Genomic DNA, 21,991 nt, shown 5'->3' with positions numbered 1-21,991 from the left:
TTGATATAAATAATCCGGCAGGTGCCCAATTTTATTGGGGTTTCGGAATACAGGCACTCCGCTCCATCTCCCAAACTTCCATATCTCTTATATTTTTGCCGTCGATTACAAACCGCACAGCCGTGCATTTTTTATGAAACCCTTTGTAGCCGGCAGCACCAGGATTAATATGCAGAAAGTTCAGTTTCTTATCGTAAATAACTTTTAAAATATGGGAATGCCCGCTGATAAACAGGTTGGGCGGATTCCTGTAAATATCAGGTTTAACGTAGCATTCGTACCGTCCAGGGTACCCGCCAATGTGGGTCATCCACACATCCACATCTTCGCACATGAAACGCTGGTGCAATGGATAAACGGTGCGAACATCCTGCCCGTCGATATTGCCGTAAACCCCTTTCAGCGGTTTGAAATCTGCAAGCCGGTCGGCCAGTCCGATGGTACCCAAATCACCGGCATGCCAGATTTCATCAACCTTTTCAAAAAAAGAAAACAATCTTTCAGGTAGAAATCCATGTGTATCAGAAAGAAGTCCGATTCGTCTCATTTCACTTGACTTTGTGCCGAAAATTAAACTAAATTTGTTTGATAGAAATACAAAATAAATAAAAACTGAATTATGATTTCAATAGTAGCAAAATTTAGAGTGCATGAAGGACAGGAAGAAAAATTCTTAAAGCTGGTGAATGAACTGAGTGAAGCATCACAAAAAGAAAAAGGATGCATTGAATATATGCTGTTTAAAGATGTAAAAAAGGCACTGGATTATTGTATCATTGAAAAATGGCAGGACCAGGCTGCGGTAGATGAGCACAACAATACCAAACATTTTACCAACATTGTTCCACAGTTAACTGAAATTGCGGAAGCTGAAATCGATATTTACCAACCGGTTTAAATTTGAAAATCATGAAACGAGTAGTAATTGTGCGCCATGCCAAAGCCGTTCCTTACGGTTATGAGGACGATTTTAACCGCGATTTGCGCGACCGTGGAAAAAACGATGCCAAGCTGGTAAGCGAGGAACTGAATACTTTAGAAAGTAAACCCGATGCCATGATTTCGAGCCCGGCAAAACGCGCGTTGAAAACAGCACGCATTTTTGCGGAACATTTGGAGTTTGATGCAAAAAAAATCCGGGAAATTCCTGAAATTTACGATGGATTAACCACATCGGAATTTGTGGAACTGATTCAGTCGTTAGACGATAATTTGCAAACGGTATTTTTTTTCGGACACAATCCCGACTTCCACATGTTCACGGGCAACTTGCTAAAAAGCTATCACGATGACATGCCCACCTGCGCCACAGTTGGCATCGATTTTCAGGTGGGAAGCTGGAAACAGGTAGAAGCCCGAACCGGGGAAAATGCTTTTCGCCTCACTCCTAAAATGTTTAAATAACCCACTTTCAATTAACTTTTTCTGCTTTTTAATGCGAGGCGTAAATCTTCCAAAATCATATACAACGACGGTACCAATACAAGAATAATAGAGGTGGCGAAAACAATTCCAAATCCCAGCGAAATGGCCATTGGAATAAGGTATTGTGCCTGCATCGACCGTTCCAGAATAATGGGCGTCAGTCCGCCAAACGTTGTTAAGGTAGTCAGAATGATTGGCCGGAAACGCCGCAGTCCCGCTTCGTGGATGGCATCGAACACCGACATTTCACCACGTTGACGGTTGGCAAAATCAATCATAATCAGGGAATCGTTAACCACTACTCCTGAAAGTGCAATTACTCCCATTAAACTAATAAGCGACAAATCGTACCCCAGTAAAATATGCCCGATAACCGCACCGATAATTCCAAACGGAATGGATGTCATTACAATTAGCGGTTGATAATAATTACGGAAAGCAATGGCGAGCAGCGCGTAAATTATCAGCAACGCCATAGCAAAGCCGCTCCAAAGCACTTGTGTCGATTCGCGCATTTCGGCCTGGCTGCCCTGGAAAGTCCAGGTAATACCCGGATAATCGTTCCGGAGTTGGGGCAGTACTTCCTCGTTAATCGATCGCAACACCCGGGTAACGGCATTGGCTGGTTCCACATCCATGCCAACTGTTACCACGCGGCGGCCGTCGCGCCGGTTGATAGTTGTAAATGCCTCACCTTGCTCCAGGCTGACTACATCTAACAGCGGAACTTCGGTGCCATCCGGTGTTCGAATGGTTAAATCTTCCAGATGATAAATATCTTTCCGCTCTTCCAGCGGCAGTTTTACCCGCACTTCAATTTCGTTGGTTTCACGCATCTGGCGCATCGACAAGGCTCCGTAAAATGCATTTCGCAGCTGACGGCCCACATCGCCGGGTGTTAATCCCAGGCTTCGGCCTTCGGGCAGCAACCTGAAATCGTATTGTGTTTTTCCTTTGTTGTAGTTGTCGTTCACATCGCGGGTGGCTTCAAATTCTTCCATTTGTGTGAAGAATGCCTGGCTTGCTTTTTCGAGCACTTCAATATCGGAATGGCTGATATCCACGCTGATGTCTTGCTGAAAACCTCCGGGACCGCTTTCCGCTTCAAATGTAATCTGGTCAACTCCCTCGATATCGCCAATTTCATCGCGCCACAGTTCAATCACTTCCTGGGCCGTCATATCACGCTGATCCGGCGGTTTCATTACAATCTCCACATCGATAAAATTCTGTCCCCGTACGTTGGTTTTAATACCTTCGGCTACTTCATACAAATTGTGTTCGTCGAACATGCGTTGAGTCGATTGCGTAATTTCGTTTGCCACTTTTGCTGCCTGATCTATGGTGGTACTCACCGGCAGTGTCACCCCGGCTTCTATTTCGTCGGCCGAAACTTCAGGCATCATAATAATTCCCATGTGGTCGCTGTAACCATAACCACCCACAATCACAAACAGCGAAACAGCAATGCTTAAAGTGATATACCGGTGCCGGAGGCTCAATTCAAGAAACGGACGATAATATCCTTCCATAAACCGGTCGAATCCGCGGGCAAACCAACGCTGAAAACGTTCGAAATATTGAATAGCCTTAATTTTAACGGGATTTTTGGACACGTGGCCCAGATGCGCCGGAAGAATAAAAAGCGCTTCCACAAGCGAAACCAGCAGTACCACAATGACCACGGCAGGCAATGGCCACCAGAATTTTCCGGTTGTTCCGGGGATGAAAAGCAGCGGAATAAACGCGATAATATTGGTGATAATACTAAACACCACCGGGCGGGCAATGTCTTTGGTTCCTTTTATGGCAGCTTTCATCACACCCATGCCCTGTTGGCGGTATTCAAAAATGTTTTCGCCCACCACAATGGCATCGTCCACCACAATTCCCAACACCACAAGAAACCCGAACATGGAAATCATATTGATGCTGATACCGAGAAATGGCAGAAAAAGAATTCCGCCAATAAACGAAATGGACATTCCCATCATTACCCAGAATGCCAGCCGGTACTCAAGGTAAAGCGAAAGAATTAACAGCACAATAATTATGGCGATCAGACCATTTTCGGTAAGCAATGACAGTCGTTCGCGATAGTCCTCTGCGCGATTGCTGTCAATCCGGTAATTGATTCCCGGAGGCAGCGAACTTTCAAATTCCGACAAAATTTCGTTTACTGTGGTTTCAATTTCCAGTGGGGACTGTTTTCCCACCCTGAAAATCTCCAAACTGACGGCCAGTTGCTGGTTAAACTGTCCGTGAAACCCGGTTTCCTCAAAGCCATCGGTAATTTCAGCAATATCAGCAAGCGTAACCGAAGCGCCCAATTCAGAAGGAATCAACTCAATTTTCTCAAACTCCTCGGCCCACTGTTTCCGTTCTTTCATTCGCAGCAGAATTTCACCCGACTCGGTATCCACCGAACCAGCCGGAATATCTTCGCTCGATTCCACAATGATACGTGAAACCTCGCCCAGCGTTAAATTGTATTTCCGCAACCGGTGCCGTGGAATTTCAACATGGGTCACGTAATCGGGCACATTGCCGATTTCAACCTGGGTAATTCCTTCGTTATTCCGTAAAACATCGCGCAATCGCTCTGCCAGCACCCGCAATGTCCAGATATCCGAACCGCCGTACAAAACAATTTCCATTACATCGCGCTGCTGCGTTTGAAGCTGGACTTCGGGTTCCTCGATATCGTCAGGGAAAGTGCGGATGCGGTTCACTGCCTGGTCAATTTCCTGAAACGCTTTCATCCGGTTGACGCCGGTAACCAGTTCGATTAAAACAGTTCCGGAACCTTCGCGCGCTGTGGAGGTAATTTCCTTAATGCCTTCCACACTCCGTATGGCATCTTCCACAGGCATTAAAATTCCCATCTCCACCTCAGTAGGAGCAGCCCCCGGATAGACCACGCTTACTTCAACAATATCGAGCTGAAACTGCGGAAAAACTTCTTTTTGAATGTTGAACATTGTCCAGATTCCGCCGCCGATAAGAATGAGCATCAGCAAATTGGCAGCAACGGAATTTCGCGCCATGTAGGCAATTGCGCCTTTCCCCTTTTTCTCTTTTTTCTTTGAACCTGACTTTGCCATTTACTGTGTCCCTCCCGATGATTGTGTTTGAACCTGACTCTCTTCGTCTGAATTTTCCACTCTCAAAGGCACTCCGTCAGTTACTGTAGTCAGGTTGGTGGCCACAATTTTTTCATTGTCGTTTAACCCCGAAGAAATGAAAGCGTATTCCGAATCCTGCAACAGAATCTCCACCTCTCTGATTTGCAATTTATTATCAACCATCACCCACAAGGTTTCATCTTTCCGGATGAGATCTCTGTTCACCCTGAAAACATTTTCCATTTCCATGGCTTCAATTCCGGCTTCCATGAAGGCTCCGATAATCAGTGGTTGCAAACTGGCAGAGTCAGTTTGCTGAAGCAACGGATCTTCCACGGCAACCAAAACTCTTGCAAGTCGTGTATTTCCTTCGAGCGAACCAATAAGTTTATAGAGAAATCCTTCCCTGAACTCACCGGCTTTCCAGGCTGTCCGGTTTCTGATTTTTACCGGCGAACCTTTTTGGTGCCCTGAACCGGGAAACGAAAGCCAACGCAGCTTTGCCTGTGGGATAGTCGCCTCCAACCAGTAAACATCCATGCCAACAAGGCGCCCAAGATTTTGACCGGGCGCAACCTGCGAACCAACATTCACATTCCGGCTTAAAATATGTGCATCGAACGGGGCACGGATGGTTGTGCGTTGCAAATCAAGTTCAGCCTGATCAACCGCTGCCTGTGCAGCCTCCACCCTCGATTTGGCAGCATTCAACTGCGGTTCGCGTAAAACCAGCGATTTATCCTGCCCTGCCAGTTCTTCTTCCAGTAACTCCAAATCCTTTTGAGCTACATTCTGACGCCCCATTTCAATTTGCAGATCGGCTTCGGCCTGAAGCAACTCGCTTTCGCGCAGTTGCAACGCATTCTGATAATCGGAAGGATCGATACGAAGAAGCACATCCCCTTTTTTTACGTAACCGCCCGGTGTAAAACCGGAAGAAATTTCCATTACCTCGCCACTTATCCTCGGACTTAAAAGTATGTCCTTTGAAGGCACAACTGTTCCGGTAGTTACAATTGTGGGACTGAAATTTCCACGGTTTACCGTAACAACATCCACCAACATGGCAGTTTCTTTGGTGGCACCGCCTCGCTGAGCTTTTGGTTCGGTGCGGAAAATAATAAACACCACTACTGCTCCAGCCACCAGAATCAGTAAGCTGATAATGAGTGTTTTCTTCCAGTTCATCGAACTTTTTTCTATATCTCCTGCTTGTCGTTTTTTTGACATTTTAATTATACTGATTTACAAATTATCGAATGCTACTGTTTCCCGCTCAGTTTCAAAACTTCCTGCAAGTGCCCTGTAAAGTGCAATCCGGTACTCGAGCAGGGCCAGTTTCGAACGAAGTAAATCACGACGCAATTGCTGCTCTTCGTCCAGAGCAGTGAGCACATCGAGGTAATTGCTCATTCCGTTCAGGTATTCAGCGCGCAGTTGTTTATTTGTCTGCTCCGCCAGTTCAACTTGTCGTTCCAAACTCTCAATACTTTTAGCCTGCTGCTTTTCCTGAATCAGCGCATTTTCCACTTCCCTGAATGCATTGAGCACAGTTTCACCATACTCATAAAGGCGTTGTTTTTTTATAGCCTCAGCGCGATCTGCTTCGGCGCGGAGTTCATTTCCGCGAAAAAGGGGTGCCAGCAAATCGGCGGCAATTCCACGCCCCCAGTCGGTGAATAAATCCTGAATATCATAAGCTCCTGTTGAAACCGAAGCTGAAATTGAAAGCCGTGGATTTTGGTTACTGATGGCAGCGGCTAAATCGCGATCGGCTGCTTGCAGCAGGTTAAACGAGCTCCTCACGTCGGGGCGCCGCTCAATGAGCTCAGCCGGGACACCGGTTTCGGGGATGGGCGGCAATTCAGGCAGATTTGTTTCGATAGCCTGAAATTCGGATTGAGGCGACTTACCCAGCAAAACAGCCAGTGAATGTTCCAGCACCTGCAACCTCGATTCGGCAAAAATCTGCTGTTCGCGGGTTGCTTCCACCAATTGCACCTGCCGCAAAATATCCACACTCCGGATTTGACCACTGCTAAACCTGACCTTTAAAAGCTCGAGTACTTTTTCGTTGGTCTCTACCTGCTTTCGGGCCAATTCCAATTGATTGCGAGCTTCAACCAGTTGAAAATAGGTTCGGACAACTTCGGCAGACAAGGAGATGGAAGCAGCCTGGTAATCGGCAAAAGTTGCTTCAGCCCTAAAACTTTGCGCATCGATATTTGCACGAATCCTCCCCCACAAATCCAATTCATATTCTGAATACAACCCCAGCCGGAATCGCTGGCTTTGCTGAAATTCAGACTGGCGGTTATTAATTTCCGCACTTCCGGATGCATCCAGAACGGGAAATAAAGAGGCCGACTCCCGGTCTAAAACAGCCTGTGAAGCCTGCAGCCGCTGCCATGCTGTTTGCAACGAAAAATTCGATTGTAGTGCGCTGTCAACAAGGGTGTTCAGCTTATCATCGTTGAAAACAGTCCACCAGTGTTGGGGCTGGTTTTGTGTGCCCGATTCAGAAAAATTGCCGGGGGTTTCAACAGGGAGCGAAACCGATGTTGTTTTGGGTGAGCAGTTTAAGAGAAAAAAAAGCAGAACCCCAATTCCGAATATTCTTACAAAATCAGAATAACTCATCGAAGTCGGCAAACGAAATTTTTTTTCTTCTCTGGTTTTTATCATAAAATTTTAAAATTACCTACAAAACAACGGTTATTTTTTCTTAACAATGGCCGATGAAATCAAGTTCAAAATTGTTGAAGATAATAATGTTCAGGTTAAATTTCAGCCAGTATTTCAAGCATCTTTTCCCAGGATTTTTTACGGGCTTTTTTGTTTTCTGCTGCCCCAGAAGGATCGGCTCCACTGCGCATGAATGCATGGCCGGCACCGGGATAAATGAAGTAATTATATTTTTTCCCTTCAGCCTGCATTTGTTCTTCAGTTTCAGGAATACCGGAATTGATCCGTTCGTCGTTTCCGCCATAAAATCCGTAAACCGGTGCAGAAATATTTTTGATTTTATCTTTTTCAGGTGCACTGCCATAGAAAACCAGCGCCGCTTTAATATCACTGTTGTAGGTGGCCATCCGAAAACTCTGCGAGCCGCCCCAGCAAAATCCGGCAACTACAGTTTTTCCGTTACCTGCAGGTAGTTGCTCAGCAAAATCCTGCACAACCATCAAATCGAATTTTACCTGATCGGGCGAAAGCTTATAAATGGCATTCCGCGCGGCATCAGAATTTGGGAAATCGGAGGTTGATGCATATTTTTCACTAAAATCCGACAACAAATCGGGAGCCACCACAATGTATCCCCGGACAGCCAGCCGATCCGAAAAACTGCGAACCCAGTCAGTCAAACCTCGGTTTTCATGAATCACGATAACAACCGTGGCCTTCTCTGAAATTTCGGGGTAAACCACAAAGCAATTTATCTCGCGATCCTCATTGTTAACTTTTATCCATTCGTGATGACGTGGGGAATCTTCCAGCTGCTTAAGCGCTAGGTTTTGTGCATTTAACACAACCATGTTTGCCAGTAAAAATGTGAATAAAACCAATTTTTTCATCGCTAATTATTCTGGTTCATATGTTTATTATAACGCAAAAAAAGATTTTAGGTTTAATTTTCACAAACAGAACATTTTGATTATGAGACAAAAATAAAACCACTATTTCCCTTATTATTATTTAACACAGCGGACACCGGACTACCTGTACAAATTATCGTAGAATTCGAACCACGTTTTTTTTTACATTTGCAAGCATTGCACAAAATGTAAAAATTATGCAACTGTTCTACATTTCCGATATTTCAGGCGATTCTGTAACACTCGGCGAAACCGAATCAAAACATGCAGTAAAAGTTTTGAGGATGCGTGAAGGCGATCGTTTGGAGTTAATAGACGGCAAGGGTGGATTTTATGAAGCTGAAATCAGCAATCCGCATCCCAAAAAATGCGTGTTGTCCATTTTGAAAACCCAAAAGCTGGCCCGTAGGAAAAATTACCGGCTGCACATTGCCATTGCCCCAACCAAAAATATCGCCCGTTTTGAGTGGTTCCTCGAGAAAGCCACCGAGATTGGAATTGATGAAATCACCCCGCTTTTGTCAGCACATTCGGAGCGAAAAGCGGTAAAATTCAATCGCCTCGAAAAAATTCTGGTTTCGGCCATGAAACAGTCACAAAAAGCATTTCTGCCCAAATTAAACGATATGGTACCTTTCAATGAAATCATTAAAAACTGTACTGAAAATGAAAAATTTATTGCCCATTGCTACAAGGATAAAAAACCGCATTTAAAAAACCTTCTGGAAAAAGAGAATGACATTTTAATTATGATTGGCCCCGAAGGCGATTTCAGTGAAGAAGAGGTTGCGACTGCCAAAGAAAATGGGTTCAGCGAAATATCGCTTGGGGATGAGCGTTTACGTACAGAAACAGCAGGAATTGTTGCCTGCCACACGGTAAATTTGGTGTTGGAATAAATTTTCCCTTTTAATCAGGAATTGTAATTTCGCGAAATAAGTTATGAGAATACTTTTAATTATAGCAATGCTTTTTGCAACCGGGGTTTCCGGCCAGAATGCCGGAGTAAAAATCGGGCTGCTTAAATACAGCGGAGGTGGCGACTGGTATGCGGATCCAACGGCGCTGCCCAATCTTATCGGGTTTTGCAATCAGAATATGAATACCAACATTTTCCCGGAGCCATCGACCATAGAAATTGGCAGCCCCGAAATTTTTAATTTTCCGTTTGTTCACCTCACCGGTCACGGAAATATTGTTTTGTCGGAAAGCGAAGCGCTAAACCTGCGCACCTACCTGGAAGCTGGTGGATTTTTGCATGTGGATGATAACTACGGACTGGATGAATATTTTCGCCGCGAAATCAAAAAAGTTTTCCCTAACAATGAGCTGAAAGAGTTGCCCCCCTCCCACTCCATTTTCAACCAAAAATATACCTTTAACGAAGGCATACCCAAAATACATGAACATGACAATAAACCGCCCCAGGCTTTTGGAATTTTTATTGAAGAGCGGTTGGTTTGCCTCTATACCTACGAAACCGATTTGGGCGATGGCTGGGAAGATGAGTCGGTACACAACGACCCGCCAGAGGTGCGTGAAACCGCGCTAAAAATGGGAGCCAATATTATTTCATTCGTATTCAGCCAGTAAATTGAGTGATTTTTTAGTTGAAAAATAAAAAAACCATTATCAAAATTTATGAAGAAAGTAGTCGCATTTAACGGCAGCCCGCGCAAAAAGGGCAATACAAAAATTTTAATTGATGAAGTTTTTAAAATATTGAATGCTGAAGGCATTGAAACAGAAACGATTCAACTGGGGAACAAACCTGTTCATGGTTGCACCGCATGCCTGAAATGTAAAGAAATTCAGGATGGTAAATGCCACATTAAAAATGATCATCTGAATTTTTGCATTGAAAAAATGCTGGAAGCCGATGGAATCATCATTGGTTCGCCGGTGTATTTTGCCGACGTAACCCCCGAAGTAAAAGCCCTGATTGATGTTGCCGGTTATGTAACCCGGGCCAACGGACACTTGTTGAAACGAAAAGTTGGTGCAGGGCTAATTGCCCTTCGGCGGGGCGGCGCATTACATGCCTTTGAGTCTATCAACAATTTTTTCCTGATAAACCAGATGATTGTACCCGGATCCAGCTACTGGAATTTTGCAATGGGTAAAAACCCGGGCGATGTGTTGAATGACGATGAAGGAATAGCAACGATACAAACCCTCGGTGAAAACATGGCCTGGCTTTTGAATAAAATTTAAACTAATGTTTAACACAATTCGTTTATTAAATAACAAACATAAAATTAAAGTCATGAAAAAACTATTATTCGTAGCATTATTAGTATTATTCTCATTTTCAATCAGCTATGCACAAAAGAGTTACAACACCGGTCTGGGGTTAAGAGGTGGTTTTACCAATGGCATAACGCTCAAGCATTTTGTAAGTAACAATGCCGCCGTTGAAGGAATATTATCCACCCGTTGGCGTGGGTTTAATATTACCGGGCTCTACGAAATCAATAAAGTTGCATTCGACACACCGGGACTTTACTGGTTTTACGGTGTTGGTGGCCATATTGGATTCTGGGGTGATTATGACGGAAACCCCTGGTTCGAAGATAATGATAGCCACACCGTTATTGGTATTGATGGAATATTGGGGATGGAATATGTTTTTGCTGAAATTCCGTTTAGTATTGGCATTGACTGGAAACCCGCAATAAATGTAATAGGCCATTCCGGTTTATGGGCCGATGGCGGGGCGCTGTCAATCCGGTACATTTGGTAAAACACGGATATTCATCAAAAGAAAAAATTTAAAAGCGGGTTGTAATAGCCCGCTTTTTATTTGACAGCTACCACCAAATATTTCGAAATCGACCAAAATTTATTCCGGTTATCAATAAACAATGTGTCTGCATTGTTATCGCCCGAAATATGATATGAATTTAAAGGGTGAACGGAAATCAAATCTGCTTTTCTTGAATTAAGTGGCAGGAAATCTAACTCTCTGCTATCAATTGTTTCAAATAAATCATTTGAGAAATCTTCAGAAACCACAGGAGTGCTGGCAATACCCAATATTCCACCTTCGCGAACAACCACTCCTTTGTCCCTCAAATCATTTAACGCACCGGCAATATAAAACCCTGTAAATAATTCATTTTTCATCCATTTCAGGGAATCTGCTTTCCCTGATAAATCTTCCCTCAATCCCTCAATTTTTTTGTTCAGCACTGTGATATTCTCATTTTGCACATTTACAGTTTCGCTCAATTCATCAATTTCTTCCGTTTTCTGTTTCAAATTTTCTTCCAGATTTTTTGTTTTCGTTTCCAGCTCATTAACCATTGATTCCAGTTTACCTGATTTCAAACTGGCATTATTCAACCTGTGTTTCAATGAAGCAATGGATTCTTTATTCTTTTCAAGCAAATCGCTGATTGCAGAAATGTCTGCAATAATTTGCTCCCTCTTATTCTTTGTATCTGCCCGCTCGGGTTCATCCGGGATTACAAGCAATTCCTCCATTTTTTTTATGGAATCGAGGCTTGTCTGTATCTCAGTAAAATCGTCTAAGTAATTCTCGATTGTACTTTCTTTTTGTTGCGAAGCAGATACTAAACTGTCAACTTTTACCTGAAGATTTTCAGCATCTTTTTTGTAATTGTGGCATGACGTAATAATTAAAACCAGTAGAAAAGCAGCTGCACATTTCATAATAATAATTTTTTGGTTTTTAAGTTCAAAATCACTCACATGTTATTACGTTTCGGTTTACATAAAAGATTCAAATCAGCTTTATTAATCGTCAACTTTTAAACCGGATGATTATTGATAGTTAAGAAAGCAAGTCAATAAAAAAGCCCGTCCGATAAATGGACAAGCTTTTAAGAATAATATAGTAAATAAACCTATGCTTGTTCCAGTTTTAAAGTCTGGGTAGGCAGGTCGCATATTTCTGATGGGCCAAAGTATTGTATGGGGCCGGGATAAATATAATGAGTTCCCAGGGCCCACTCTCCCCTTTTGGTAACAAAATATTTAAAAGGAGCGCCATCCAGTTCAACCAATGCTTTTTGAATAACCGGTTTCATGTGGCCGTGACGCCTTTCCATATTCATCATCATAGTTACCGGAACGCCTCCGGCAATCCATTCTTCAGCCGGTGCTGTAAGATTCCGGACAGAAGCCATATAACCTGTTTTTCCTTCGGAAACCAACACGGAAGCTGTAGCTCCGAGTGAATAGCAATAATCGGCATCGAAATTCGACGGTGCAGCACAGCGGCCTTCGTAACCAAAGAAATGGTACTGGGTATTGAATTTTCCTGAAAATTTACCTTCTTCTTTCATTTCAGCAAGGCGTGTTTTCACCATTTCTCCAAGCAGTTTCTCGGTTTCAATTAACGATACCTGGACATTTCCGTGCGGGTCGCGGTCGAGTGTTAACTGGTTGGCAATACCCGATGGCAGTGATTGAAAAAGATTTGCAGCATCAGGTGATAATTGCGAAGCTACCCATTCGCGGCGATGGCTTTTCTTCAGCATTTTAAATTCTTTGCCTGTTTCAGTTCCTTCGGCCAGTAAATCGTTCAGCTCCGAAATCAGTTTTTTCATTTCAGGAACAAACTCAATTAACCCTTCAGGAATGAGTGCCACGCCAAAATTATCACCATTGTCGGCACGCTGGGCTACCACACTGGCCATGTAATCGACAATTTCGCCAAGGGTTTGTTTTTTTTCGGCAACTTCCTCTGAAATTAATGTAATGTTGGGTTGGGTTTTAAGTGCACATTCCAGTCCGATGTGAGAAGCCGAGCGGCCCATCAGTTTTATAAAGTGCCAGTATTTTTTTGCTGAATTGGCATCGCGCTGGATGTTGCCAATCAGTTCGGAATATACTTTTGTTGCGGTATCGAAACCAAACGATGTTTCAATCATTTCGTTTTTCAGGTCGCCATCAATAGTTTTCGGGCAACCAATAACCTGCACTCCGGCATTCTTTTTCAAATAATATTCAGCCAAAACACAGGCGTTGGTATTGGAATCGTCGCCACCAATAATTACCAGGGCGTTCAGATCCAAATCTTTGGCAATTTCCAGTCCTTTGTCAAACTGCCATTCTTCTTCCAGTTTGGTACGGCCCGAGCCAATAATATCAAAACCACCAGTGTTGCGGTATTCATCAATTTTTTTGGCAGTGAGTTCAACATAAACATGATCGACCAATCCGCCGGGGCCACCCAGAAAACCGTAGAGTTTACTTTCCGGGTTTATTCTTTTAATTCCGTCGAATATGCCCGAGATTACATTGTGCCCGCCCGGAGCCTGTCCGCCCGACAGGATAACCCCGATGTTTACCGGTGAGTTGCTTTTTTGTTCCTCACCTTTCTCAAAAGCGATAAGCGGCATCCCGTAGGTGTTTGGGAACAATTCTTCAATTTCTTTTTGATTGGCAACCGATTTGGTTTTTTCGCCTTCTACCAATTTAGCTGACCCCTGAAGCGATTTGGGAAGCTTGGGCTGATATTTTGCCCGCTCTTTTTGCAATGCACTAATATTCATTTTTCCTGGATTTTAATTCTAATGATTTAAATTGTTTATTTCCAAAAATAACCTATTTAAAACTGATTACCTACTACTGAAATTTTTCGGCAGTTGATTTAAAGAAAAATTAAGAGGTCTGTTAAAATGATAAAGAAAAGTGCCATTATTCATTTTAATCGGCACTTCAAAATTTACTTTTCAGGGCTAAACCGTTGTTTATTGTATCGTTTTTCCCATTTTTCAAGGGCGAGCTTTTGTAGATCTTCCACTTTATCGGTTTCATCCACAATTTCGAGCCCTAAAAGTGTTTCAAATAAATCTTCCATGGTAACCAGCCCAACCACACTGCCAAAGTCATCGACCACCATAGCCAGGTGTTCGCGGTTCAAAATCAGCGTATCCATAAGTTTAGCCACGGTAAAATTATCTTCAACAAAAAGAATATCGCGTTTTATTTCCTTTGCTCTTACCGAATGTTTATCCTGCGCCAGTTTTTCCAGAATATTGTCTTTCAGAATCAGCCCCGTGATATTGTCCGGATGCTCGTGGTAAACAGGTATTCGCGAAAACACCATGGGTTTTATGTCCTTGTAAATTTCCTTCATGGGCAACTCTTCGTCCACCATTAAAATAACGGAACGTGGAGTCATGATATCGCGCACTTTAAGATTTTCCAGGCGCAGCAGGTTTTGAATAATCGATTTCTCTTCCCGGTCGAGTGCTCCGCTTTTCAATCCGGCATCGGCCATTGCAGCAAAATCGGCCCGGCTGAAAACGCTGCGGCCTTTTTCGTTTTTCACCAGGCGGGTTATACTCTTGCTCATCCACACAAAAGGAGCCAGCACAAACATCAAAACCCTTAAAGAGCGCACGGTAAACGGAGTTAGTTTCTTCCATGAATTGGCTCCCAGTGTTTTAGGGATAATTTCGGATAACACAAGGATTGCCAGGGTCATTGTTCCGGCAATTAATCCTTCGTATGTCACATTTATGCCCAAAACAGTAAGATTGTTTGCACCAAATAATTTTCCGGCCTGAACGCCAACTCCGAGCGCACCTATGGTATGTGCAAATGTGTTTAAAGTCAGGATGGCTGACAGAGGCTTGTCTATATCTTCCTTCATCTTGTTCAGAATATGCCCCACTGTTGGTTTTTCGTTTTGCATACGACTGATAAAGGAAGGGGTGATGCTTAGGAGCACAGCTTCCCACATGGAGCAAAAAAAAGAAACAACAATTGATAAAACAAAATAGAAAAGTAGTGTTGCCATAGTTAATTTATCTCCGAAAACAGCGCCGGAAGGTTTCTCTCTTTCTCCGGTTTTTATACGTCTTCAGTAAACAGTACGAAAATATGGAATTATCGGTTCATTCGAAATGGGAAATCCATTTTTTTTAACACAATGCCGCTAATAAAGCTTTTTTCTTGTTTTTTATGTTCATAATAGTTAAACAGAAAAACCAATAGAACATAGATTTACGAAATTGGATCAGCCATGAAATCAATTTTCTGCAAACATAAAAAATGGGGCTGCCAATCGCTTTGCATTGACACGCCTAGCAAAAATCAAGATAAATGCGGCAGCCGTAATCAGATTTTTAATGATTATTGTTTTAACGGCGAAATTTCTCTGAAATAAACTTCAAGCCGTCAAACAAGCCAGTTCGCCAGTAGCTCCATTGGTGTCCACCATTTCTAACACGGTATTCATGCGGGATGCCCAAATCGCGCATTTTTACATGCAGCGCCGAATTGCCTTTGTACAGAAAATCGTCGTCGCCACAATCGATGTAAAAACGAATGGATTTCAGCTTTTCCTTTTCCACACTGTCGAGTAAATGCAGCGGACTGTATGATTTCCAGTAATCGGTCACCTCGCCGTTTTTTGGTTTTGGGCCATAAATATTCCCAAAATAGCGGTCGTAGGCATCGTTGGAAAGGATCTCCTCATCAGTGAAGGTTCCTGCGCTCATGGCCACACATGACGAAAACATTTCGGGATTCCGCATCGATAGCAGCAATGCTCCGTTTCCGCCCATGGAAAGCCCCGCAACAGCCCTGAATTCCTTGTTGCGACGAATACGGTATTCGCTTTCAATAAACGGGATAAACTCCTCAATAAACATATCTTCCCAGGGGTCGTTGCCATCGTAACTGTTGATGTACCACGAAACTTTTCCGTCGGGCATTACAATGATACACGGAGAAAAATCGCCGCTGGCAATACCCCGGTCGGCAATGCTGTTGACTTCGCCGAACTGAATCCAGCCGGTTTCATCGTCGGAATAGCCGTGCAACAAATAAAGCACCGGATAACTTCGCTGCGAAGTTTGGTAACCCGGTGGCAGGTAAATGGAATATTCTACCGGGTAGCTCACTTTTTCACTCTCAAATACAAGCGATTCGGATACTTTTCCCGTTTGTGCAAAAAGGGTTGCAGAAAAAAGCAGAACAAAAATTATCCCCCAAATTTTTTTCATTTATACTGGTTTTTAAATTAAGAAACAAAACTAACATAAAATTATAACCAAAACAATCCATGTTTTGCGCATCGCAGTGAAATTGACTTTCAGCGACTGGTTGTAATTTATCCATTTATTCTATTTTGCGTTTTTTTACTCATACTGTTGCAAAATTTCCTAAACCTGGTTAATTCATGAAAAATATTTTTCACAAGTGTGTTTATTTTAATGCATCTGCTTCTTACAAAACCCTTTAAATAGATATCTATATCTGAGTGTTCCGACGCCTTGCATTTACATCAAACTAATCGCATGAATTTTGCCTTGTCCGATCACAAAAAATACATCAAAATATTTCTTAACAACAAAATCAAAACAGACTCTCAATCTTGTATTTTTGTAATTCATATTCACCCAAACTTTTTTAATTTTACCCACACTTTAAATCTTGTTAAATATTCACCAAAATGAAAAAAATACCGTTATTAATTTTTGCTTTGATTATGACTATCAAACCCGTAGTTGCCCAGGAAAACGACCCTTATCAGTGGCTCGAAGAAGTTGACAGCGAAAAAGCCCTGGACTGGGTGGAAGAATGGAATAAAAAATCCGTTGATGTTATCACCTCGCAGGAAGGATACGATCAACTCCTGGAGAAAAACCTCGAGATTTTAAACTCGACAGAACGCATTGCGTCACCATCCATTTACGGCGAATACATTTACAATTTCTGGCAGGACCAGGAACATGAGCGTGGTATTTGGCGAAGAACTTCACGCGAGAGCTACCTCAGTGGAAATCCTGACTGGGAAATCCTTCTGGATATAGATAAGCTGGCTAAAGAAGATGACATAAAGTGGGTGTTTAAAGGGGCTTCAGGTTTGTATCCCAACTACAACCGATTTTTGGTCAACCTCTCAAAAGGTGGTGGCGATGCCGTAATTATCCGTGAGTTTGATGTTTCGAAGAAATTATTTGTTGAAGATGGTTTTTATTTGCCCGAAGCCAAAGGCGGTGCCAGTTGGATCGACAAAAACACACTGATGGTTTCCACCGATTTTGGTGAGGGAGTTACCACATCCGGGTATCCCAAACAGGTTAAAATATGGAAAAGAGGAACCCAGCTGGAAAATGCCCGCGAAATTTTTAAAGGCTCGGAAAATGACATGGGAATTTGGGGATCGGCACAGCGAACACAAAACAAAATTTACCAATTGATTTCGCACCGGACTTCGTTTTACGAAGGCTCCTACTATTTTATTGAAAATGACGAACTGGTAAAACCCCAATTGCCCGATGACATTGAAATGAATACCATTTTTAAAAACCAGGTCATATTTCAATTAAAATCGGCATGGAAGGTAAACGGGCAAACGTTTTCCCAGGGAGCGGTAATCAGTATTGATTATAACGATTTAATTGCCGGCAATTTGAACTTTGAATTGGTTGTTGAGCCCGATGAACGTTCAAGCATTAAGGAACTAACAGACACCGAAGACCGGCTGCTGGTAAATATGCTCGTGAATGTGAAAAGTGAACTTTATGCCTACGATTATACCAAGGGCTGGAAAAGGGAAAAAATTAATGTGCCGGATTTTGGAAATGTCACGCTGGGCTCTGCCGATGAAGCCGGGAACGGCTATTTTTTCTACTTTCAGAATTTTCTGGAACCTTCCACACTTTACTACGGAAATGCAAAAACAGGTGAGTTTTCAGCAGTGAAATCACTTCCCAACTGGTTTGATACCGATAAATTTGAAGTCAAACAATTCGATGCTGTTTCGAAAGATGGTACCCACATCCCCTATTTTGTAGTGCATGCCAAATCGATGAAATTAAATGGCGAAAACCCGACACTATTATATGCTTATGGCGGATTTGAGATTCCGATGATTCCGGGCTATTCGGCCACAACCGGAACAAACTGGCTCGAGCATGGCGGAGTTTACGTGCTGGCCAACATCAGGGGCGGCGGTGAGTTTGGTCCCAAATGGCACCAGGCCGGCCTAAAAGAAAACCGTCAGCGGGTTTTTGACGATTTTCATGCTGTGGCCGAAGATTTAATTAAGCGCAAAATTACTTCCTCCGAAAAACTGGGCATTTATGGCGGTAGTAACGGCGGATTGCTTGTTGGTGTTGCCTTCACCCAACGTCCCGATTTGTACGAAGCAGTGGTTTGCGCCGTTCCTCTACTGGATATGAAACGCTACAACAAACTGCTGGCAGGCGCCAGTTGGATGGCTGAATACGGAAATCCGGACATCCCGGAGGAGTGGGAATACATAAAAAAATATTCACCCTACCACAACCTTGAAAAAGGGAAAGATTACCCGGAAGTGTTTTTCACCACTTCCACCCGCGACGACCGGGTACACCCGGGGCATGCCCGTAAAATGGTAGCAAAAATGAGCGATTTAGGCTATAAAATTTATTATTTCGAAAATACTGAGGGAGGCCATGCCGGAGCTTCAACCAACGAGCAACGGGCAAGGATGATTACGCAGCTCTATTCGTACCTGCAAATGAAATTAATGGATTAAAACAAACAGGGTGCAAAAACCTGATAAAAAATATCAGGTTTTTGCACCCTGTAAATCAGTAAAAAAAATAAGCGTGTCTCACTGAATGTATCTATGTTTGTGATGTACAAAACCCGATACATAGAACCAGATAGACGCTTTTGAAGGTTATTGAGTAATCCCGGTTAGACGCGCCGGGATTATTTTTTTTATGTATTTCCTCAATCAATCTATAAAAACCTTTTGATATCAACTTCCTTCTTAACTGAATAGTTTTGAATTGTGAGCAATTTCAGCATTTCGTTTGCAAAATATGGGGCAAGTATCACTCCTTTTGTTCCCAGCCCGTTAAAAACTGAAACATGATTATTTTGAGGATGGATGCCCAGCACCGGTCTTCGATCGGAAGTAGCCGGCCGGATGCCTGCCAAATGGTTTTCAATTGTATATTCTGCGGTAATCAATTTTTCCAGTCGCTGAGTAATTGATTGTTTTCCGGTTTCAGTTGGTTCATTTGTTAAATCTTTCCACTCGTAAGTAGAACCTGCCTTAAAACGCTGATTTCCTAACGGTAACAAAAACACATTTTTATTCAGAATATATTTTTCGAGAATCTCAGTTGAAAACAGTTGCAACACTTCTCCTTTTACAGGAACAAGTTTTATAAAACTGAATAACGGGTTTTCTTTTAATGCAGCCCCCTCGCAAAACACAATGTTATTTGCTCTCAGGTTACCAATTTCAAAATATCCTTTCGAATTATCGATAACTTCAGGGTCCAAATTGTGACGAATCAGTAGCTTATTATTAAAAAAAAAGCGATCAGAAACAGTTAGAAACTTTTTTAAATCCACATAACCTGAGCCCGAAACACGTCCGTATCCCGCTGAAGGGATAATATTCTTCACCGGGCTATTATCTGTTATGTCACTAATGTATTTTGAAAATTCTGTTTCCTGTTTTCGCTTTTGCCATAGCTCTTTTTCCTGTTCTGATAAAGGCTTTAAAATATCTTTTCTGAAAAGAAATTCTTCACCCAGCAACTGTTCAATTTCTGAAAATTTCCCATGCATCACCGGCAGCAATTCGTCGGTCATCCAGCTTTTTGTCAGTCGTTTAAACACCAGCGGATTGTACATTCCGGCAGCAACTTCAGTGGCACGGCTTTTTGTTGGTGATGCCACAATCCGGAAATCCAGCTTGTTTTTCAGCATTTCAAAAGCCAAAAACGAACCGGCCAACCCGTTGCCAACAATCAGAAACTCGGTGTTAATCATGACTTTCTATGAATCCAAGAGCTTCTACGGGGCTTTCAACAGGCAGCTTACAAGTTCCTTCCTGGCAAACATAAATCAATGTTTTGCCTTTTTTAAACCTGCCTTGTAAAATGGGAATTTCAGTGTCCATTTTTGAGAATGCCCACAAAAGATTTGGCCTGTATTCTGATTGCAGCTCCTGCAAATAACTATTGGCATCCGGCCCAACTATTGCCATTTCATAAAAAGGCTTCACCAACTTTAACATGCAGGTTCCCCAATTGGCAAACGCCATCGGATATTTCGGGAAATGGGGCATGACATTCTGAAGCATCTTCAGCACATTATTTTTATAAGCCGGCTTCCCCAACAGCAAGTACAACTTATGCAGGTTATTGGCCATTTCGGAATTGGCGGCAGGCAGCACATTGTCTTCATTCTGAAAATGGTTGGTAATAATTCCGCCGTTTTTAACTTTTTCGGAGAAGTAGAACAATCCGCGTTTTTCATCAAAAAAATGCTGAAACGAATAATTGGTAAGCAATTCAGCTTTTTTCAACCAGCGATCTTCACCGGATACTTCGAAAAGCGAGATAAACGCCCCAATCAGCAGTGCATAATCTTCCATGAACCCTTGCGCTGTGCTTTTTCCATTCTTCCAGGCATGGACAAGTTGCCCGTTTTTCGCCATCAGATTTTCGTTGATGAATACCGCCTTTTTAAGTGCACTTTTCAGAAAATAGTTATCGCCTGTAGCTTTGTAAGCATCGGTTAAGCCCTGGATTACCAAAGCGCTCCACGATGTAACTGTTTTATCATCTAATCCCGGGCGAACTCTTTTCGCTCTTTCATTCAATAAAATACCTTTCCAGCTTTTTACTTTTTCGCGAAGTTCACTTTTCGTTAAACCCTGTTTTTCAGCAAATGAGATGTCAGGCTCATCCCGCAGCAAAATGTTTTTGCCTTGTTCCCAAAATCCTTTTGCCCCCACATTGAAATATTCAGCAAACAGAGAATAGTCATCTTTAAAAATCGATTTTAGCTCTTCCTGTTTCCATACATAATATTTTCCTTCTTCTCCTTCACTGTCAGCGTCGAGCGAAGAATAAAGTGCTCCGTTTTCCGACATCAGTTCCCTGTCAATAAATGCAGCTGTTTCATAAATAACGGTTTTAAATTCGTTGGTTTTAAATTGTTGCCAGGCTTTTGCGTAAATGCTCAGCAACTGGCCGTTGTCGTACAACATTTTTTCGAAATGCGGAACTTTCCATTTTTCATCTACCGAATAGCGGGCAAATCCTCCCCCAGCCTGATCATAAATTCCACCACGGGCCATTTTTTCAAGTGTCAGTTTCACATAACCGAGCACTTTATCATTGCCGAAAAGTTTCCCGAAATTCAGCAAAAAACCGAGGTTGACCGGCATGGGAAATTTGGGGGCGCCTTTATTTCCGCCATTTTCAAAATCAAATCTTTCCTGCCAGTTACTCACCGCTCTTTCCAGAAGTTGCGAATCAGGCTTCACTGCTACTTCATTTTCTTCCGCAATTTTCAGCGAGGCCTGTTCAATTCCGTTTTGAAGGCTCTCTGCGTATTCCCGGGTTTTCTGCTGATTTTCGCTGAAAAAATCAGCCACTGCCAAAATGTTCTTCATCCAGTGTTCTTTTGGGAAATACGTTCCGCCCCAAATGGGTTTTCCATCGGGCAGGGCAATCACATTCAACGGCCAGCCTCCCTGCTGTCCCATCAAATGCATAGAAGTCATATAGTAATTATCCACATCGGGGCGCTCTTCGCGATCCACTTTGATACAAATAAAATGGTTATTCATTAACTCCGCCACCTCAACATCTTCAAAACACTCGTGCTCCATAACATGGCACCAATGGCAGGCAGCATATCCAATGCTAACCAGCAACAGCTTATTTTCTTTTTGGGCTTTTTCAATTAGCTTTTCACTCCAGGGATGCCAGTCAACCGGATTGTGCGCATGTTGCAGCAAGTAGGGAGAAGTAGAATTTATGAGTTGATTTGTATGTTTTTCTTGTTTCATTTTGAGATATTTTAAAATGCCAAATAGTGATTTTTAATTCCCTGGCATTA

Annotated in this window: 18 protein-coding genes; 7 read left to right on the top strand and 11 right to left on the bottom strand. The window is 42.7% G+C overall.

Features of this window, described 5'->3' with window-relative positions; genetic code table 11:
- Positions 1 to 31 precede the first annotated feature (31 nt).
- On the bottom strand, positions 32 to 547 hold the full coding sequence (locus tag BUC07_RS03795) for a metallophosphoesterase family protein (protein ID WP_073165795.1): 516 nt from the start codon (positions 545 to 547) through the stop codon (positions 32 to 34).
- Between the two features lie 72 nt (positions 548 to 619).
- Between BUC07_RS03795 and BUC07_RS03790 the strand changes: the two genes are divergently transcribed.
- A complete protein-coding gene (locus tag BUC07_RS03790) occupies positions 620 to 898 on the top strand; it encodes a putative quinol monooxygenase (protein WP_073165794.1) in 279 nt (92 codons plus the stop codon).
- Positions 899 to 909: 11 nt separating this feature from the next.
- Entirely contained in the window at positions 910 to 1,404 is a 495-nt protein-coding gene (locus BUC07_RS03785) for a SixA phosphatase family protein (protein WP_073165792.1), read from the top strand.
- A gap of 11 nt (positions 1,405 to 1,415) precedes the next feature.
- Here BUC07_RS03785 and BUC07_RS03780 read toward each other — a convergent pair whose 3' ends face one another.
- The 4 genes from BUC07_RS03780 to BUC07_RS03765 form a co-directional block, all read right to left on the bottom strand.
- A complete protein-coding gene (locus tag BUC07_RS03780; protein ID WP_073165790.1) occupies positions 1,416 to 4,529 on the bottom strand; it encodes an efflux RND transporter permease subunit in 3,114 nt (1,037 codons plus the stop codon).
- Entirely contained in the window at positions 4,530 to 5,738 is a 1,209-nt protein-coding gene (locus tag BUC07_RS03775) for an efflux RND transporter periplasmic adaptor subunit (protein WP_073166053.1), read from the bottom strand. It abuts the gene before it with no gap.
- Positions 5,739 to 5,795: 57 nt separating this feature from the next.
- Positions 5,796 to 7,235, bottom strand: a complete 1,440-nt coding sequence (locus BUC07_RS03770; protein WP_217652639.1) for an efflux transporter outer membrane subunit — start codon at positions 7,233 to 7,235, stop codon at positions 5,796 to 5,798.
- Positions 7,236 to 7,330: 95 nt separating this feature from the next.
- Positions 7,331 to 8,125 (bottom strand): dienelactone hydrolase family protein, encoded by a 795-nt coding sequence (locus tag BUC07_RS03765; RefSeq protein WP_073165788.1) that lies wholly within the window; start codon positions 8,123 to 8,125, stop codon positions 7,331 to 7,333.
- A gap of 218 nt (positions 8,126 to 8,343) precedes the next feature.
- Here BUC07_RS03765 and BUC07_RS03760 point away from each other — a divergent pair, with 218 nt between their 5' ends.
- Genes BUC07_RS03760 through BUC07_RS03745 form a run of 4 tightly spaced genes read left to right on the top strand, consistent with a single transcriptional unit; the run spans position 8,344 to position 10,889 of the window.
- Positions 8,344 to 9,045, top strand: a complete 702-nt coding sequence (locus BUC07_RS03760) for a 16S rRNA (uracil(1498)-N(3))-methyltransferase (protein ID WP_073165786.1) — start codon at positions 8,344 to 8,346, stop codon at positions 9,043 to 9,045.
- A 43-nt stretch (positions 9,046 to 9,088) separates the two neighbouring features.
- Complete coding sequence (locus tag BUC07_RS03755) at positions 9,089 to 9,739, top strand: DUF4159 domain-containing protein (protein ID WP_073165783.1); 651 nt, start codon at positions 9,089 to 9,091, stop codon at positions 9,737 to 9,739.
- 48 nt (positions 9,740 to 9,787) lie between these two features.
- Entirely contained in the window at positions 9,788 to 10,360 is a 573-nt protein-coding gene (locus tag BUC07_RS03750) for a flavodoxin family protein (protein ID WP_073165780.1), read from the top strand.
- Positions 10,361 to 10,412: 52 nt separating this feature from the next.
- Positions 10,413 to 10,889: a hypothetical protein gene (locus BUC07_RS03745; RefSeq protein ID WP_073166048.1), complete on the top strand. Its 477-nt coding sequence runs from the start codon at positions 10,413 to 10,415 to the stop codon at positions 10,887 to 10,889.
- 56 nt (positions 10,890 to 10,945) lie between these two features.
- On the opposite strand, the gene BUC07_RS03740 is transcribed toward BUC07_RS03745, so the two are convergent.
- From BUC07_RS03740 to BUC07_RS03725, 4 genes are all read right to left on the bottom strand, one after another.
- Entirely contained in the window at positions 10,946 to 11,821 is an 876-nt protein-coding gene (locus BUC07_RS03740) for a Cbp1 family collagen-binding glycoprotein adhesin (protein ID WP_139279459.1), read from the bottom strand.
- A gap of 194 nt (positions 11,822 to 12,015) precedes the next feature.
- Positions 12,016 to 13,668 carry a diphosphate--fructose-6-phosphate 1-phosphotransferase gene (locus BUC07_RS03735; RefSeq protein WP_073165775.1) on the bottom strand — a complete coding sequence of 551 codons (1,653 nt, stop codon included), beginning with the start codon at positions 13,666 to 13,668 and terminating at the stop codon, positions 12,016 to 12,018.
- Positions 13,669 to 13,841: 173 nt separating this feature from the next.
- On the bottom strand, positions 13,842 to 14,921 hold the full coding sequence (locus tag BUC07_RS03730; RefSeq protein WP_073165773.1) for a CNNM domain-containing protein: 1,080 nt from the start codon (positions 14,919 to 14,921) through the stop codon (positions 13,842 to 13,844).
- Positions 14,922 to 15,264: 343 nt separating this feature from the next.
- Complete coding sequence (locus BUC07_RS03725; protein WP_073165770.1) at positions 15,265 to 16,131, bottom strand: alpha/beta hydrolase; 867 nt, start codon at positions 16,129 to 16,131, stop codon at positions 15,265 to 15,267.
- 449 nt (positions 16,132 to 16,580) lie between these two features.
- Between BUC07_RS03725 and BUC07_RS03720 the strand changes: the two genes are divergently transcribed.
- The gene (locus BUC07_RS03720) at positions 16,581 to 18,653 is read left to right on the top strand and encodes a prolyl oligopeptidase family serine peptidase (RefSeq protein WP_073165767.1); all 2,073 of its coding nucleotides are present in this window, start codon (positions 16,581 to 16,583) and stop codon (positions 18,651 to 18,653) included.
- A gap of 209 nt (positions 18,654 to 18,862) precedes the next feature.
- On the opposite strand, the gene BUC07_RS03715 is transcribed toward BUC07_RS03720, so the two are convergent.
- Entirely contained in the window at positions 18,863 to 19,909 is a 1,047-nt protein-coding gene (locus BUC07_RS03715) for an NAD(P)/FAD-dependent oxidoreductase (RefSeq protein ID WP_073165765.1), read from the bottom strand.
- The gene (locus BUC07_RS03710) at positions 19,902 to 21,941 is read right to left on the bottom strand and encodes a thioredoxin domain-containing protein (RefSeq protein WP_073165763.1); all 2,040 of its coding nucleotides are present in this window, start codon (positions 21,939 to 21,941) and stop codon (positions 19,902 to 19,904) included. Before BUC07_RS03710 ends, BUC07_RS03715 begins: the two co-directional genes overlap by 8 nt.
- Between the last annotated feature and the right edge of the window lie 50 nt (positions 21,942 to 21,991).

This window comes from Tangfeifania diversioriginum (genome assembly GCF_900141875.1).
GTDB classification, from domain to species: Bacteria; Bacteroidota; Bacteroidia; order Bacteroidales; family Prolixibacteraceae; genus Tangfeifania; species Tangfeifania diversioriginum.
Note: the sequence above shows the minus strand (reverse complement) of the source record. Positions and strands in the feature narration are given on the sequence as shown.

Excerpts from the sequence above, each read along its gene's own strand:
- BUC07_RS03795 (WP_073165795.1), bottom strand. The coding sequence starts at position 547 with ATGAGACGAATCGGACTTCTTTCTGATACACATGGATTTCTACCTGAA.
- BUC07_RS03790 (WP_073165794.1), top strand. The coding sequence starts at position 620 with ATGATTTCAATAGTAGCAAAATTTAGAGTGCATGAAGGACAGGAAGAA.
- BUC07_RS03785 (WP_073165792.1), top strand. The coding sequence starts at position 910 with ATGAAACGAGTAGTAATTGTGCGCCATGCCAAAGCCGTTCCTTACGGT.
- BUC07_RS03780 (WP_073165790.1), bottom strand. The coding sequence starts at position 4,529 with ATGGCAAAGTCAGGTTCAAAGAAAAAAGAGAAAAAGGGGAAAGGCGCA.
- BUC07_RS03775 (WP_073166053.1), bottom strand. The coding sequence starts at position 5,738 with ATGAACTGGAAGAAAACACTCATTATCAGCTTACTGATTCTGGTGGCT.
- BUC07_RS03770 (WP_217652639.1), bottom strand. The coding sequence starts at position 7,235 with ATGATAAAAACCAGAGAAGAAAAAAAATTTCGTTTGCCGACTTCGATG.
- BUC07_RS03765 (WP_073165788.1), bottom strand. The coding sequence starts at position 8,125 with ATGAAAAAATTGGTTTTATTCACATTTTTACTGGCAAACATGGTTGTG.
- BUC07_RS03760 (WP_073165786.1), top strand. The coding sequence starts at position 8,344 with ATGCAACTGTTCTACATTTCCGATATTTCAGGCGATTCTGTAACACTC.
- BUC07_RS03755 (WP_073165783.1), top strand. The coding sequence starts at position 9,089 with ATGAGAATACTTTTAATTATAGCAATGCTTTTTGCAACCGGGGTTTCC.
- BUC07_RS03750 (WP_073165780.1), top strand. The coding sequence starts at position 9,788 with ATGAAGAAAGTAGTCGCATTTAACGGCAGCCCGCGCAAAAAGGGCAAT.
- BUC07_RS03745 (WP_073166048.1), top strand. The coding sequence starts at position 10,413 with ATGAAAAAACTATTATTCGTAGCATTATTAGTATTATTCTCATTTTCA.
- BUC07_RS03740 (WP_139279459.1), bottom strand. The coding sequence starts at position 11,821 with ATGAAATGTGCAGCTGCTTTTCTACTGGTTTTAATTATTACGTCATGC.
- BUC07_RS03735 (WP_073165775.1), bottom strand. The coding sequence starts at position 13,668 with ATGAATATTAGTGCATTGCAAAAAGAGCGGGCAAAATATCAGCCCAAG.
- BUC07_RS03730 (WP_073165773.1), bottom strand. The coding sequence starts at position 14,921 with ATGGCAACACTACTTTTCTATTTTGTTTTATCAATTGTTGTTTCTTTT.
- BUC07_RS03725 (WP_073165770.1), bottom strand. The coding sequence starts at position 16,131 with ATGAAAAAAATTTGGGGGATAATTTTTGTTCTGCTTTTTTCTGCAACC.
- BUC07_RS03720 (WP_073165767.1), top strand. The coding sequence starts at position 16,581 with ATGAAAAAAATACCGTTATTAATTTTTGCTTTGATTATGACTATCAAA.
- BUC07_RS03715 (WP_073165765.1), bottom strand. The coding sequence starts at position 19,909 with ATGATTAACACCGAGTTTCTGATTGTTGGCAACGGGTTGGCCGGTTCG.
- BUC07_RS03710 (WP_073165763.1), bottom strand. The coding sequence starts at position 21,941 with ATGAAACAAGAAAAACATACAAATCAACTCATAAATTCTACTTCTCCC.